Source organism: Collinsella sp. LCP19S3_C9, from assembly GCF_052121575.1.
In the GTDB taxonomy this organism is placed as follows: Bacteria; Actinomycetota; Coriobacteriia; order Coriobacteriales; family Coriobacteriaceae; genus Collinsella.
Genome location: NZ_JBQKDZ010000010.1, coordinates 1 through 15,945 on the forward strand (window position 1 = coordinate 1; position 15,945 = coordinate 15,945).

Consider the following 15,945-nt stretch of genomic DNA (forward strand, 5'->3'; position numbering starts at 1 on the left):
GGCGGCCGACCTGGGGATCTTCGAGACCGCGGCGACGACGCACTCGACGCCGAGCCCGGCGAGCTCCCTTTGCGGGGCGAAGCCGAGGTAGCCGCTCTCGTAGGCCGCGAGCGACGGCCCGGGGAACCCATCCATCCACCCGGCGATCTCGCCCCAGGGGTTGCCGGGGAACCTCCTCGTCACGGCCTCGCCGGTGTCCGCGTCGAGGGCGCAGACGGTGGTCGACCTCAGGTGGACGTCCATCCCGAACGCGGTAGAATACTTTGGCATGGGAGCCTCCCAACCTCGTTGCGGCGCGGCTGCGCCTATGGCACTTCAACATCATTGTCGCAGCCCCGACCCGCGGTCACGAGCGGGGGCTCCTATCTTTTTAGTGCCCTCGGATTGGGTCATAGTGTCTGTCCATCCTCTACCTGCGGCGTTGCCTTGCTCCGGATGCGGTAGTCGTTGGTAGTCATTGGGGACGTTCTTAAATGACTAGTCGAAAGGGACGCTCTTGCACCAAATCTGCTGACCCACATCGGGCTCGTCCTGTACTTTACCGAGATAAAGTGAACGTGCAGATTCGTAACCCACTCGCAACCGTTCTATGGCACGATATTGAACGAATGCATGCTATGCGCCCAAATCTTTTGGGCAGAGTGGGAGACAGTATGGTCAAGCTGTACGAGGACGGCATCTACCTGCGCGGCGGCAGCGAGGTTGTGCCTGCGGCCGAGGCTGCCGAGCGCGGTATTACGCAGACGCCCGAGGATGCCAAGCGCGGCACCATCGCGTATTCGATCCTCCAGGCACACAATACGTCCGGCGACCCCGAGTCGCTCAAGATTCGCTTCGATGCCATGGCGAGCCACGACATCACCTTCGTCGGCATCATCCAGACGGCGCGTGCCTCGGGCATGGAGCAGTTCCCGCTGCCCTACGTGCTCACCAACTGCCATAACTCGCTGTGCGCCGTGGGCGGCACCATCAACGAGGACGACCACGTCTTTGGCCTTTCCGCGGCCAAAAAGTACGGCGGCATCTTCGTTCCGCCGCACATCGCCGTCATCCACTCCTTTATGCGCGAGAACTTCGCCGGTTGCGGCAAGATGATCCTGGGCTCCGACTCGCACACCCGCTATGGCGCCCTGGGCACCATGGCCGTGGGCGAGGGCGGCGGCGAGCTGGCAAAGCAGTTGCTGCGCGACACCTACGACGTTGCCTATCCCGGCGTCGTCGCTATCTACCTCACGGGCGCCCCGCGTCCCGGCGTCGGCCCGCACGACGTGGCGCTCGCCATCATCCGTGCCGTTTTTGCCAAGGGCTATGTCAAGAACAAGGTCATGGAGTTTGTGGGCCCCGGCATCGCGAGCATGACGACCGATTACCGCAACGGCGTCGACGTCATGACCACCGAGACCACCTGCCTGTCGAGCATCTGGGCCACTGACGAGGACACACACGCGTTTTTGGCCATGCACGGTCGCGGCGACGACTACCGCGAGCTCAAGCCCGCCGATGTCGCCTACTACGACGGTTGCGTCGAGGTCGATCTGTCGAGCATCAAGCCCATGATCGCGCTGCCATTCCATCCTTCCAACGGCTTTGAGATCGAGGAGCTCAACGAGAACCTCGAGGACATCCTGCATGAGGTGGAGCTCGAGGCCGCCAAGATCGGCGAGGGCAAGACGCACTTTAGCCTGCTCGACAAGATCGTCGACGGCAAGCTGCACGTGCAACAGGGCGTTATCGCCGGCTGCTCGGGCGGCAACTACGACTCCGTGGTCCAGGCTGCCCGCGTGCTCAAGGGCGCCAACACCGGCTGCGGCGAGTTCTCGCTATCGGTCTATCCCACGAGCCAGCCCGTGGCACTCGAACTTACGCGCCGTGGCTATATCTACGACCTTATGGAGGCCGGCGCGATCGTGCGCACGGCGTTCTGCGGTCCGTGCTTTGGTGCCGGCGACACGCCTGCCAACAACGGCCTGTCCATCCGCCACACCACGCGCAACTTCCCCAACCGCGAGGGTTCCAAGCCGGGCAATGGTCAGCTGAGCGCCGTGGCCCTAATGGACGCTCGCTCCATTGCGGCGACGGCCGCCAACGGAGGCGTCCTGACGCCGGCGACCGACCTGCCCGAGGAGACTTGGGACGAGGCCTGCGAGTACACCTTTGACGACGCGCCGTACAAAAAGCGCGTGTACTGGGGCTTTGGCAAGGCCGAGCCTGCTGACGAGCTGGTCGAAGGCCCCAACATCAAGCCGTGGCCCGCGATGGAGCCTCTCGGCGACGATATCCTGCTCAAGGTGTGCTCCAAGATCATGGACCCGGTCACCACGACCGACGAGCTCATTCCCTCGGGCGAGACGAGCTCCTTCCGCTCCAACCCGCTGGGCCTGGCAGAGTTTACGCTCAGCCGCCGCGATCCGGCCTACGTGGGTCGTTCCAAGGAGGTCGACGCCGTGGAGAAGCGCCGCGTTGCCGGCGAGGCGGCGGGCGATCTGGCGGCACTCGATGCCGAGCTTGCCGGCGTGTTTGAGGCGCTGGCCGGCGCCGGCGTCGCGGCCGATGCCAAGGCGACCGAGTACGGCTCCATGCTCTATGCCAAGAAGCCCGGTGACGGTTCTGCCCGCGAGCAGGCCGCGAGCTGCCAGCGCGTGATTGGCGGTCTGGCCAACATCGTCCACGAGTACGCCACCAAGCGCTATCGCTCCAATGTGATGAACTGGGGCATGGTGCCCTTCCAGATGGAGGCCGAGCCCAACTTTGAGGTGGGCGACTACGTCTTCGTGCCGGGTATCCGTGCCGCGCTCGATGGCGACCTGCAGAACATCGCCGCCTACGTGGTGCGCGCCGACGGCACGGTCGAGCAGATTGAGCTCTACATTGCCGATATGACGGCTGAGGAGCGTGCCATCGTCAAGGCCGGCTGCCTGATCAACTACAACAAGTTCAAGGCCGCTGCCGAGTAACGCACTTAATTGTCCGCCCGGGGCTTACCCTTTCCCGCCCGCTCACGCGCTTCGCGAGGGTCGCGTTCGGGAAAGGGTAAGCCCCGGGCTACATTTCTGCGTTCTCGTTGGGTCTTGAGGGACGCTAATAAATAGACTTGCTTGATGCCGCCTCTGTTAATGGGGCGGCTTCTTTTTTGTCGAGAACCGCCACAAAGGGGACAGGCACCTTTGTGGCGGTTCTCGGTTTTTCTCGACCTGTAACATCTTGGCCGCTAAAAGTGGGCCTGGTGTTACAGATTTAGATTTTCGATTCGGGTGTCTTCTGTTCGTCTCGATCTGTAACAGTTAGACCCTAATTTGCCGAGTAGATGTTACAGATTGAGACAAACGGGTGCCGCTGGTCATTTCATCTTGATTTGTAACATCTGGAGCCATAAACAGCCGCTAGATGTTACATATTGAGATAGTAAGGGGACGAGGCCGCAGCGGGTGAGCATGCCTGCTCCCTATCTCTTAATCACTCAGAAAATCTTATATATAGAGACTTAGATTTGTGTATAAGATCGTACAAAGCTGGCAACAATACTTCTCGGACAACGTGAAGCCGCCCCGTAGGGCGGCCGCCCCAAGAGAGGTGATTCCATGAGAATCGATAAGCTAGCAATGACGTCGCGCGAGGCGTTGCAGACCGCCATGAGCACAGCTGCCGACGCACAGGCCGGCGCGGTGGAGCCGATTCACCTGCTGTCCGCCCTGCTCGGTGCCGGCGAGCGCAATATCTCCGTGATTATCGAGCGCATCGGCGCCGACCCAGCCCAGCTTGCACACTCCACGCAAGATGCCATCGACCGCGCACCCAAGGTTTCGGGCGAGGGCCAGCAGATGGGCCTGTCCAACGAGCTCGTTCGCGTCATCGAGAAGGCCGAGAAAAAGGCCACCAAGATGGGCGACAGCTTCGTAGTGACCGAGCATCTGCTGATGGCGCTTGCCGAGGACAAAGGTGAGGCGGGCCGCGTGCTGCGCGACGCCGGCGTTACCAAGGAGCGTATCGAGCAAGTCTACGAGGAGCTGCGCGGCGATGACCGCGTGACGTCCGCCGAGGACAAGACCCAGTTTGAGGCACTGGAGCAGTACGGCCGCAACATCTGCGACCTGGCCCGTGCCGGCAAGCTCGATCCGGTTATCGGCCGTACCGACGAGATCCGTCGTACTATCCAGGTCCTGTCCCGTCGCACCAAGAACAACCCTGTGCTCATCGGTGAGCCGGGTGTCGGTAAAACGGCCATCGTCGAGGGCATCGCCCAGCGTATCGTGGCCGGCGACGTGCCGAGCACGCTGCGCGACCGCGACCTCATCGAGCTCGACATGAGCGCGCTGGTCGCCGGTGCCAAGTACCGCGGCGAGTTCGAGGACCGCTTGAAGGCCGTGCTCAAGGAAGTGCAAAAGTCCGAAGGCAAGGTCATCCTGTTCATCGATGAGCTCCACACCATTGTGGGCGCGGGTGCCACCGAGGGCTCCATGGACGCCGGCAACATCCTCAAACCGGCGCTCGCCCGCGGCGACCTGCACGCGATCGGTGCGACCACGCTCGACGAATACCGCAAGTACATCGAGAAGGACGCGGCGCTCGCCCGTCGTTTCCAGACCGTTATGGTGAGCGAGCCTACCGTCGAGGACACCATCTCGATTCTGCGTGGCCTCAAGGAGAAGTACGAGATCTTCCACGGCGTGCACATTACCGATAGCGCGCTCGTGGCCGCCGCCGACCTCTCCGATCGTTACATCGCCGACCGCTTCCTGCCCGACAAGGCCATCGACCTGGTCGATGAGGCCGCAAGCCGCCTGCGCATGGAGCTCGACAGCATGCCGGTCGAGATCGACGCCACCACGCGTCAGCTCACCCAGTTGCAGATTGAGGAACAGGCGCTCATGAAGGAGACCGACGACGCCTCCAAGGAGCGTCTGGAGACCCTGCGCCAGGAAATCGCCGAGGTCCAGGAAAAGCTCAACGTGCAAAAGGCCGGTTGGCTCAACCAAAAGAACGCCATCGACCATGTGCAGGAGCTCAAGGGCCAGCTCGATGAGGCCAAGAGCGAAGAGGAACGTGCGACGCGCAACGGAGACTTGGGCCGTGCGTCCGAGCTGCGTTACTCCGTGATTCCGGGTCTGCAGCAGCAGATTCAGGATTCCGAGGCCGCGCTCGAGGCACAAAAGCAGCAGGACGGTGAAGGCCTCAACGAGCAGGTGACCTCCGACGAGATCGCCGAGGTCGTGAGCGCCTGGACCGGTGTGCCCGTCTCCAAGATGATGCAGGGTGAGCTCGACAAGCTGAAGGGCTTGGAAGGCGAGCTGCATAAGCGCGTCATCGGCCAGGACGAGGCCGTCTCCGCCGTCGCCGCGGCTGTGCGCCGCAGCCGTGCGGGCCTCTCCGATCCGGACAAGCCCATCGGCAGCTTCTTCTTCCTGGGCCCCACCGGCGTGGGCAAGACCGAGCTCGCCAAGGCACTTGCCGAGTGCCTGTTCGACGACGAGCGCGCGCTCGTGCGTATCGACATGTCCGAGTACATGGAGAAGTTCAGCGTCCAGCGTCTGATCGGTGCGCCCCCGGGATACGTGGGCTACGACGAGGGTGGACAGCTCACCGAGGCCGTGCGCCGTCGCCCGTACTCCGTGATCTTGCTCGACGAGATGGAGAAGGCTCACCCGGATGTCTTCAACGTGCTGCTGCAGGTGCTCGACGACGGTCGTCTGACCGATGGTCAGGGTCGTCAGGTGTCCTTCAAGAACACGATCATCATCATGACGTCTAACGTGGGCTCCAAGGCCATCGCCGATCTTTCGGGCAAGGACGAGGAGGAGATGCGCCATCAGGTTGACGCGGCCATGGCTCAGACTTTCCGTCCCGAGTTCCTCAACCGTATCGACGATATCGTGGTGTTCCATCCGCTCGGCATGGCGCAGATCGAAAAGATCGTCGATATTCAGCTCGCCGACGTCCGCGCACGTCTGGCCAAGGAGCGCATGACGCTTGCCATCACCCCGGCGGCCAAGCAGATGCTCGCCGTGGGCGGTCTGGACCCGGTCTTTGGTGCCCGTCCGCTCAAGCGTCTGGTGCAGCGCGAGGTCGTGGACGCCATCGCCGCCGCTATCATCGACGGTACGGTGCGCGAGGGCGATCAGGTGACGGTTGACGTCGACAAGGACGGTGCCTTTACCGTCGTGTGCGATAACACGCCGTCTGCCACCTACGAGGTGCCCGACGCCGAGTAGATTGTTGGGCCATGCCTTAAAATCTGCCAGTCGTCTCTAAACGTCTCTAAACGCCAAGGGCGGCGGATCCAATTGGGTCCGCCGCCCTTTTTCGTGCGACAATCGATGATGTTGAACATGAGTACATGGCAAGGAGCTATGCAGATGAAAGACGAGAACGAGACGAACGCACCGGCGCCTGAGTCAGCGCCCGCCGCACCCAAGCCTGCGCCCAAGCCGGCACCCAAGCCGCGTGACCCCTACATCCGTGCCGAGAACGAGGACGACGACGGCTACGATCCCTACAGCGATCGCCGCCCCGAGCGCGAGCCGATGTTCGAAGCCGACCCGTGGCGCTAACTCCTGCAGGGTAGCTAATTTGGGACGGGGCTTTTTTAGCTGCCCCGGCTGGTAATGTGCCGGCTTAGTCGATTAACGGTCGGGGCAGCTAAAAAAGCCCCGTCCCAAATTAGCTACCCTCGCTACGGCCGGCTAGTCTTGGGCCTTAATGCTTGGCATCAGAATCTGAGCGAGGTAGTCGGTCTCGAGTTTGGTGGCAGCGTCGGCCTTGCCGTCTTTGCCGACCAGTACGTTCTTGATCTGGCTATAGGTATAGCGGTTGCCGGTTGTAAGCTCGACAAGATCGATGGCCGTGTCCATGGGGTAGGTCGACACGGGGTCTTGCGTGCGCCCGTTGATGGTCTGGGGCACCACATACGGATAGACGGGGCCGCTGGCGTAGACCGTGTAGCCGTTGCCAAGGCTTGCCGCACCCAAAACCGTATCACCCTTATCGGGCGTAAAGCTCTCGCCGTCGCGCACTGCGACAAGCGTCACGATCGGCGTATTGCTGTCGCTGGCAAGATAGATGCACAGCGTATTGCCGTTTTGCCAAGTCGCGACTTTGCCGTACCACTCAACGGGAATATCGAGCTGATACAGGTTCGTTGCCTTATGCCGGGCATCGGCGTCGCGGGCCGCCTGCGCCTCGCGGGAACTCATGGCATTGACGGCGGCGTCACGGCGCGCGGTTGCCGCCTGCTGGAGCACCTTTGCGACCGCGGCAGAGCTCGCGCCACCCTCCTCGGCGTACTTGGCCGCGGCATCGATCTGGTCGTCGGTCACCGTGTCTGCCGAAGGTACCTTAAGCTTAAAGGATGCCTGAGCGCTCAGGTCCTGCCCGTCGCTCTTTACGCTAACCTGCGCCTTGGTGGTTGGCACGGTGTAAATGGTACCGTCAGCTGCGATGGGGGACCCAGCGATGGAGAGCGTATAGTCGCCAGGCAGCAGCTTAATACCGCGACCGTGCTCATCAACATAGAGCGTCTCGCTCACGGAGGAGCCGTCAGAGTCTTGCCCGCTCACCTGCACGGGAATCTTGGAGCCGGTGGAACAGTCGAGCCCTGCGGCATGTACGCCAATCTGCACCGACATCATGGTGTGGGCGTTGACGGCAGCGACGGCGGCCTGTTCTTGTTGGTATCCGTTCCAAGCGGCATAGCCCGCGCCGCCGGCAACGAGCGCGGCGGCAACGACGCCGGCAACCATCAAATTGCGTCGCTTGGGCGACATCTTGTGATGGCGAGCCTTGGCTTCGCGTGCCGAGGGAACGGACGGCAGGGGAATATCGCCCATGGCGATGGTCTCGTCGACGGCCGGCGCAGAACCCAGGCCAGGAAGCTCGCGGGTGAGCGAGTCATCGGCAGGCAAGCTGCCAAGCAGGGCGGTCTCTTCTCCCGAGGCGGATTCCGACTGGACGTCGTCCTTGCTATCGTCCTCTTCGGCTTCGGCCTCGTCAGAAGCGTCTTTGGCGTCGCTGCCTTCGTCCTCAGTGCCTTCGCGCACCTCGTCCTGCGCGTCGACGGCCAAATCGCTCAACGAGAGCTCGTCTAACGCAATCCGGTCAAGGCTTTCCAGGGCCTCGGCACATGCTTCCGCATCCTGGGCCGCATCCTCGCGGCCACGTGTCTCATCGCTCATATATCCCCCAATGCAATATCGGCTCAACACTGTACCCAAAAATGGAGCCATATAAAGCGCATGCGAAATATAAGATCCGATTTAACCCGAGCGTATCGTTCAGCCGCATCCTCGCGGCAGCAAAAGGCCCCCGGAACGCGAACGAATCACGTTTCGGGGGCTCTGCAGTGCGTTGAGTTGCGCGGAGCCGGCTATGCCGCTTCGTGCTCAAGCGATGTTTGCGTCAGGCGCGTTACTCGGCGTGCGCGTAATCAACCTTGGCGCGACGGGCAGTGGCCTTCTCCCAATCGCTGGTGCCCTCAAAGACATCCTGCTTGTAGGGGTTGCGGCCGAGCTTCTTGGCACGGTAGGCGACGTAGATGATCGCGGCGATGTTGGCGACCAGCGCGACGATCGAGACCGCGGTGGCGGCGCCGGGGTCGAGCGTGGAGTGCGTCACAAAGATGGACTCCTCCTGGAAGTAGGGGAACACCTGGGCAAACATGCACCAAATGGCCAGCGTAAAGGCGCGGTTCTGGATCCAGCCGCCCTTGTTCCAGATAAAGGCGGCGACGGTGGGCGCCAGCAGCAGCGCAAAGCCGCAGAACCAGGAGTGGGTGGGCAGGCAGTTGTAGGTGTAGCAGAAGTTCCAGATATCGTAGGCGATGATGTAGACCCAGGTCATGTCGGGCCACAGCATGTCGGTCTTGTCCTCGGAGGCGTAGACGCTCCACCAACCGGTCATGCAGAAGATGTTGATGATGCCCGCGATGCCGTTGAACACGTTGTTCCAGCCGGCCAGCTGCGTAGCACCTTCGGAGGTGACCCAGGTGGACTCGCCCAGGACAAAGAAGTGATAGGCGCTCTCAAAGTCGGACACGACGGCAATCAAGATGTTGATGGCGACGATCACAAACGGCCATGCGCGGAACCAATGCGCCTTGCCGATCTTGCCCCACTGGTACTTAATGGCAATGAAGCCCCAGCAGCCGGCCAGCGCCGCGTATACCTTGGCGTAATGGAACCAGCTGTTCTGGTATACATGGGTGGGGTTGGTGAGCGCCCACTCGGCACCCTGCGAAACGCCGACGGCGATGGCGATGCAGTAGATGGTCATGGCCAGCGGAGCCACGCCAAAGATGATGGCCGCGCCGAGCTTGGTACGGCGGCCGACCTCGTTGAGTACGATCAAGCCGATAAAGACCATCGCCCAGCCGGCCCAGTGGATAAGGGTATCGCTACCCCAAACATCGAACAGCATGCTGCTCTCCTTTCATACGCCCGCGGCCCCTCTTCCGTCGCGGGCAGTTTGGCCAAATGTCATCAGTTCCTGGGCTTGCGCTCGGAATACTTGGCGGTGTAGCCCTCGATGTGGAGTGTCGAGGCGATAATCTCCTTAACCGTCTCGTCGGGCACATCGGGGTGCGTGCGGATGTACATCAACAGCCCCATGATGAGGGTGTAAAACGTCTCGTAGACATGGTCGATGCGCAGGTCATGATGGGCGACAAAGTCCACCACGGTGGTGTCGCAGATGTATTGCGCCACGCGCTGGACCACGTTGTGCAGAAAGCCGCCGTAGAGCGCGCCGCTGCTCGAAGTGAGCGTGCTCGGCAGCTCGTGGCCGCTCACAACCAGGCGCTTAAAGAGCGGGGCGACGGTGTCGAGTGCGCCCTCGATATCACCGACGATGCGGCTGGCATTCCACTGCTCGAGCTCGGAGATAAAACCGTCGATTGCCTCGTCCATGACGGCGGTGACGGCGGCGTCCATGTCGACGAAGTAGTGGTAGAACAGCGAGCGCGTGCAGCCGGCTCGCTTGGTCACGGCCGAGACGGATAGATGGGACACGCCCAGCTCGGAGCTCACGGCGCGCACGGCGGCGAGAATCTCGCGACGGCGCTCGTCACCTGTCAGGCGCTTTGCCGCGCTGTCGGGCGTGGGGACGGCGTCGGCCACAGGGGTGCTCGCTGCGTTATCGCTCATGCGCTTGCCGCCTTTCATCCGTTTGGGCCCGACCGTTCGCCTAATAGTCTTGAATAGTGTTGACGGTTCGTCAATACTATTTTTGACATAATGTCAACAATGGCGGGTGAACGGCATGGGGGCATGCCCGGCCTGCAAAAAAGAGGGGCGCTGCGGCCTCGTCGGGCTGCGGCAAGAGAAGGGACAACCATGATTCTCAACGGACCGGGAATTAGCTACACCGAGCCCGACATCGGTTCGGAGTTCGTGCCGCCGCTGCCGGAACATCCGCGCGAGGCCATTGTCAAGCTGTGCGAGCATTGCACCAACCGTCTGCTGCATCGCGACGTGCTGCTGGGCTACGAGTACTGGTCGTTTGCCGAGGCCGCAACCGACGAGCAGGCCGAAGTGCTCTGCAAGATGAAGATGCGCCGTCCCTATACGCTGCCCGAGATGGTCAAGCTCACCGGCATGCCCGAGGCCCAGATCGAGAAGATGCTCGACGACATGAGCTACACGGGTCTGCTCGAGTACAACTGGGAAAATCCCGAGCGCGCCAAGCAGTGGGTGCTGCCCATGCTGGTACCGGGTTCCGCCGAGTTCCTCAACATGCGCGTGAGCCAGCTCGAGGAGCATCCGGTCTATGCCAAGTTCTTTGAGCAGGCGTCCAAGGGGCCGCTGTCCAAAGCCACGCCGATGGTGCCGCCCGGAGGCGCCGGCATCGGCATGCACGTCATTCCGGTCGAGAAGGCTATCGATGCTTCGAGCACCTCGGTGCCGATCGAGCATATCGAGCATTGGCTCGACAAATACGAGGGCAAATATGCCGCCAGCACCTGCAGCTGCCGCGCGAGCCGTCGTGTGATGGGCGAGGGCTGCGCCGACGACCCCGCCGACTGGTGCATTGCCGTGGGCGATATGGCCGACTATGTGGTTGAGACCGACCGCGGCCATTATGTGACGCGTGAGGAGGTCTATGACATCTTGCGCCAGGCCGAGGACAACGGCTTTGTGCACCAGATCACCAATATCGACGGCGAGAACAAGATCTTCGCCATCTGCAACTGCAACGTCAACGTGTGCTATGCCCTGCGCACCTCTCAGCTGTTCAACACGCCCAACCTGTCGCGCTCGGCCTATGTCGCCAAGGTCGAGAAGGACAAGTGCGTAGCCTGCGGTCGCTGCGTTGAGGTGTGCCCGGCCGGTGCCGTCAAGCTCGGCCAGAAGCTCTGCAGCAAAAAGGCCGGCGGACAGGTGCCCGAGTATCCGCGCCAGGAGCTGCCCGATGCCACCAAGTGGGACCACACCAAGTGGTCGCCCAACTACCGCAACGACAACCGCATCGAGACACACGATTCCGGCACCGCGCCCTGCAAGACGGCCTGCCCCGCGCACATTGCCGTTCAGGGCTATCTGAAGCTCGCGGCGCAGGGCCGCTATGACGAGGCGCTAGCGCTCATCAAGCGCGAGAACCCGCTGCCCGCTATCTGCGGCCGTGTGTGCAATCGCCGCTGCGAGGATGCCTGCACCCGCGGTCGCGTGGACGAGGCCGTGGCCATCGACGAGGTCAAGAAGTTTATCGCCCAGCGCGATCTGGATGCCGCGACCCGCTATGTCCCACCTGTGGTGACCCCGACGCGTGCCGGCGGCTTCGACCAGAAGATCGCCATCATCGGTGCCGGTCCGGCCGGCCTGTCCTGCGCTTTCTACCTGGCCGAGAAGGGCTACAAGCCCGTCGTGTTCGAGAAGAATGAGCGCCCGGGCGGCATGCTCACCTATGGCATTCCCAGCTTTAAGCTGCAGAAGGATGTTATCGAGGCCGAGGTCGAGGTCATTCGCCTGATGGGCGCCGAGTTCCGCTATGGCGTGGAGGTCGGTCGCGATGTGACGCTCGACGAGCTGCGCGAGCAGGGCTTTAAGGCCTTTTATGTTGCCATTGGCTGCCAGGGCGGCCGCCTCGCCGGTATTCCGGGCGAGGATGCCGAGGACGTGACCGTGGCCGTCGACTTTTTGCGCAAGGTCAACAGTGGCAAGATCGACGCGCTGTCCGGCCGCACCATCGTGGTGGGCGGCGGCAACGTGGCTATCGACGTCGCGCGCAACGCCTGCCGTCTGGGTTCCGAGCACGTTGAGATATTCTGCCTGGAGAGCGAGGCCCAGATGCCCGCCAGCGAGGAGGAGCGTCGCGAGGCCGTTGAGGACGGCGCCCACATCAGCTGCGGCTGGGGCCCCAAGGAGGTCCATCTGGACGAGGCCGGTCGTGTGTGCGGTATCACCTTCAAGCGCTGCACGCGTGTCTTTGACGACGAGGGCCGTTTTGCGCCCGAGTACGACGAGAACGACCTGCGTCGTGTCGACGCCGACCGCGTGGTCATGTCGATCGGTCAGTCCATCGTGTGGGGCGACCTGCTGGCTGGCTCCAAGGTGGAGCTTGGCCGCGGCCAGGGTGCCCTTGCCGATCCTCAGACCTACCAGACCGCTGAGCCCGACATCTTTGTGGGCGGCGACGTCTACACCGGTCCGAGCTTTGCCATCAACGCCATCGCTGCCGGTCACGAGGCCGCCGTGTCCATCCACCGCTTTGTGCAACCGGGCTCCACGCTCACCATCGGCCGCAACCAGCGCCGCTACATCGCGCTCGACCGCGACGATGTCGTTATCGAGAGCTACGACAACGCGAGGCGCGAGGTGGCACATGTCGACCGCGAGCGCGAGAAGGCCGCGCCCTTTAGCGAGTACGTCGAGACCTTTACCGAGGAGCAGGTACGCGCCGAGACCGCCCGCTGCCTGGGTTGCGGTGCCTCGATCGTCGACCCCAACAAGTGTATCGGCTGCGGTCTGTGCACTACCAAGTGCGCGTTCGACGCCATCCACCTGGATCGCGACCGCCCCGAGTGCTCCACGATGGTCAAATACGAACAAAAGCTCCCCAGCTTGGGCAAGTACGCGCTCAAGCGTGCCATCAAGATCAAATTCGGGAAGAAGTAATGAGGTTCCGCCGTTCTAACGAACGGCGGCACTGCCGACGCTGCGCGGCGCCCAGATACCCCATCCTGCCCCTCAACTGCGGCGCCGCGGGCAAAAGCCCAGCGGATGCCTTGTTTCGGGGCAACCTGGGGCACCTGGATCGCCGCTCGCTGATATATGGATTGACATCGTATCAACCGCTGCAGAAGGGTTTTCGCCTTGCATGAATTGGGAATCGTCTATCACATTATTCGCGATGTCGAGAACGTGGCGCGCGCCAATGGCGTGAGTCGCGTTTCGAGCGTCACGCTGCTGCTGGGCGAGGTCTCGGGCGTCGTTCCCGACTTGCTGCTCGACGCTTGGCGCTGGGCGGCAGATAAAAAGCCTATCACCGAGGGCGCGGAGCTTATCGTGGAGCCTGTCGAGGCCGTGACGCATTGCGAGGCGTGCGGCCGCGACTATGCGACGGTCGAGCACGGCAAGATCTGCCCCCATTGCGGTAGCGGCGAGACATACCTGCTGCAGGGCCAGGAGGTCATGATCAAGCAGATTGAGACCCCCGACGAGGACCCGGCAGATGCTGCTCCCGACGGCCTCTCCGACGCCCCCGATGCCGTCGACGCTGCCAACCCCCTCCACATCGTCTAGCCCCTAGTCGTTGGGGACGTTCTTGTTTGACTAGTCGTTTAAGAACGTCCCCAATGACTACTTACGTTAGTGCACAAGTCACGCTAATAGTCAAGTTATGTCTGTTTAAACAAAATAACTGCAGTACAAGCGCATTTGCGCTTGCCTAAAATCGATATTAATGACCAGCCTGCTTGTATCTGTAAAATGAATGGCTTGATAAGTGACGCCATGGCGTGTAATCCGTCAAAAAGCAGTAACGTAATCAACTTGTAACAAACCTAGACGTTTAAACAAATTATCCAATCATTCGCATTTTTCTCTATAATTTTACAGGACGAACAGGTATACTCCTTTCATGTCGTGTAGGAAATACGTAGACAAAGAGGAGGTTATGTGATGGTAAGTATTGTTCTTGCTAGCCACGGGGACTTGGCAGCCGGAATCAAGCAGACGGGCTCGATGGTCTTTGGCGATCAGCCGTCTGTGGCCGTGGTCTCGCTCGAGCCGAGCATGGGCCCCGACGACTTCCGTGCCAAGGTCGAGGAAGCAATCGCTTCCTTCGAGGACCAGGAGCAGGTGCTCTTCCTCGTTGATCTGTGGGGCGGCACGCCGTTCAACCAGATCAGCGGTCTCATCGAGGGCCACGATTCCTGGGCTATCGTCACCGGTGTCAACCTGCCTATGCTCATCGAGGCATATTCGCAGCGCTTTGACGCAAAGAACACTGCACATGCGATCGCAAAACATCTCGTGACTGAGGCTAAGGCTGGCGTGCGCGTCAAGCCCGAGTCTCTGGAGCCCGAGGAGAAGAAGCCGGCCACGGCCGCCGCTGCTCCTGCAGGCGCCATCCCTCCGGGAACGGTCATCGGCGATGGGCACATCAAGATCGCCCACGTCCGTATCGACACCCGTCTGCTGCATGGTCAGGTGGCCACCACGTGGACCAAGCAGATCAACCCCAACCGCATCATCGTGGTTTCCGACGGCGTTGCTCACGACGAGCTCCGCAAGACCATGATCGAGCAGGCTGCCCCTCCGGGAGTCCATGCCAACGTCGTGCCCATCAAGAAGATGGCCGAGGTTGTCAAGGACACGCGCTTTGGTGACACCAAGGCCATGCTGCTCTTTGAGAACCCGCAGGATCTGCTCAAGGCTATCGAGGCCGGCGTCGACATCAAGGAAGTCAACATCGGTTCCATGGCTCACTCCAAGGGCAAGGTCGTCGTCACCAACGCCGTCGCTATGGGCGATGACGACGTTAAGACTCTCGAGGCCCTCAAGGCCAAGGGCGTCAAGTTCGAGGTCCGCAAGGTTCCTTCGGATTCCTCCGAGGATCTCGACGCCATGTTGAAGAAAGCTAAGGCCGAACTGGCCGCTCAAGCATAGTAAAGGAGGGTCCGATACATGTCTGCAATCACTATTCTGCTTGTTGCGATTGTCGCGTTGCTTGCCGGTATGGAAGGCATTCTGGATGAGTTCCAGTTCCATCAGCCGCTCGTGGCATGCACGCTTATCGGTCTCGTAACCGGTCACCTTCAGGAGGGCATCCTCCTGGGCGGTTCGCTCCAGATGATGGCCCTTGGCTGGGCTAACGTCGGCGCCGCCGTCGCACCTGACGCCGCTCTGGCCTCGGTCGCTTCTTCGATCATCATGGTGCTCGCCCTCAACGGTGGCGCTACCGATTCGGCCAAGGCCGTTACCGCCGCCATCGCCGTCGCCGTCCCGCTGTCGGTCGCTGGTCTGTTCCTGACCATGATCTGCCGTACCCTGGCTACCGCTATCGCTCACGCCATGGACGGTTGCGCCGAGAAGGGCGACTTCTCCGGCATCGAGCGCTGGCAGTACGCCGCCATCCTCATGCAGGGCCTTCGTATCGCCATCCCGGCAGTACTTCTGTGCATCATCCCGGCCGAGGCAGTTACCAACGCGCTTAACGCTATGCCCGACTGGCTGTCCGGCGGCATGGCTGTCGGCGGCGGCATGGTCGCTTCCGTCGGTTACGCCATGGTCATCAACATGATGGCCACCAAGGAGACCTGGCCGTTCTTCATCCTCGGCTTTGTCCTTGCTGCCATCCCTCAGCTCACGCTGATCGCTCTTGGCCTCATCGGCATCTCCCTTGCCCTCATCTACCTTGGCCTCAAGGATCTGGCCAAGCAGGGTGGCGGCATGGGCGGCGGCTCCGGTGACCCGCTCGGCGACATTCTGAACGATTACGAGTAGGAGGGGAGTGATACAT

Annotated in this window: 10 protein-coding genes and 1 pseudogene; 7 read left to right on the forward strand and 4 right to left on the reverse strand. The window is 61.7% G+C overall.

All coding sequences use genetic code 11. From position 1 onward, the window contains the following. Window positions 1–270, reverse strand: a pseudogene (locus ACTQXI_RS05865) (IS110 family transposase); the annotation flags it as partial. A gap of 383 nt (window positions 271–653) precedes the next feature. Between ACTQXI_RS05865 and ACTQXI_RS05870 the strand changes: the two are divergent. From ACTQXI_RS05870 to ACTQXI_RS05880, 3 genes are all read left to right on the forward strand, one after another. Further along, window positions 654–2,954, forward strand: coding sequence for a hydratase (locus tag ACTQXI_RS05870; RefSeq protein ID WP_441049043.1), 2,301 nt, complete (start codon window positions 654–656; stop codon window positions 2,952–2,954). A gap of 624 nt (window positions 2,955–3,578) precedes the next feature. Beyond that, entirely contained in the window at window positions 3,579–6,206 is a 2,628-nt protein-coding gene (clpB, locus tag ACTQXI_RS05875) for an ATP-dependent chaperone ClpB (protein ID WP_154518122.1), read from the forward strand. 144 nt (window positions 6,207–6,350) lie between these two features. Then, a complete protein-coding gene (locus tag ACTQXI_RS05880) occupies window positions 6,351–6,545 on the forward strand; it encodes a hypothetical protein (RefSeq protein ID WP_229770727.1) in 195 nt (64 codons plus the stop codon). A gap of 132 nt (window positions 6,546–6,677) precedes the next feature. Here ACTQXI_RS05880 and ACTQXI_RS05885 read toward each other — a convergent pair whose 3' ends face one another. The 3 genes from ACTQXI_RS05885 to ACTQXI_RS05895 form a co-directional block, all read right to left on the reverse strand. Beyond that, entirely contained in the window at window positions 6,678–8,165 is a 1,488-nt protein-coding gene (locus ACTQXI_RS05885) for a hypothetical protein (RefSeq protein WP_427795141.1), read from the reverse strand. Between the two features lie 232 nt (window positions 8,166–8,397). Continuing rightward, window positions 8,398–9,405, reverse strand: coding sequence for a DUF5692 family protein (locus ACTQXI_RS05890; RefSeq protein WP_154518417.1), 1,008 nt, complete (start codon window positions 9,403–9,405; stop codon window positions 8,398–8,400). A 62-nt stretch (window positions 9,406–9,467) separates the two neighbouring features. Beyond that, window positions 9,468–10,130, reverse strand: coding sequence for a TetR/AcrR family transcriptional regulator (locus tag ACTQXI_RS05895; RefSeq protein ID WP_427727359.1), 663 nt, complete (start codon window positions 10,128–10,130; stop codon window positions 9,468–9,470). Window positions 10,131–10,319: 189 nt separating this feature from the next. On the opposite strand from ACTQXI_RS05895, the gene ACTQXI_RS05900 reads away from it, so the two are divergent. The 4 genes from ACTQXI_RS05900 (at window position 10,320) to ACTQXI_RS05915 (ending at window position 15,929) form a co-directional block, all read left to right on the forward strand. After that, window positions 10,320–13,097, forward strand: a complete 2,778-nt coding sequence (locus tag ACTQXI_RS05900) for an FAD-dependent oxidoreductase (protein ID WP_441548417.1) — start codon at window positions 10,320–10,322, stop codon at window positions 13,095–13,097. Between the two features lie 198 nt (window positions 13,098–13,295). After that, complete coding sequence (locus ACTQXI_RS05905) at window positions 13,296–13,724, forward strand: hydrogenase maturation nickel metallochaperone HypA/HybF (RefSeq protein ID WP_441041753.1); 429 nt, start codon at window positions 13,296–13,298, stop codon at window positions 13,722–13,724. Window positions 13,725–14,102: 378 nt separating this feature from the next. Then, complete coding sequence (locus tag ACTQXI_RS05910) at window positions 14,103–15,092, forward strand: PTS sugar transporter subunit IIB (protein WP_154518426.1); 990 nt, start codon at window positions 14,103–14,105, stop codon at window positions 15,090–15,092. An 18-nt stretch (window positions 15,093–15,110) separates the two neighbouring features. After that, complete coding sequence (locus ACTQXI_RS05915) at window positions 15,111–15,929, forward strand: PTS mannose/fructose/sorbose transporter subunit IIC (RefSeq protein ID WP_055285302.1); 819 nt, start codon at window positions 15,111–15,113, stop codon at window positions 15,927–15,929. The last annotated feature ends 16 nt before the right edge of the window (window positions 15,930–15,945 follow it).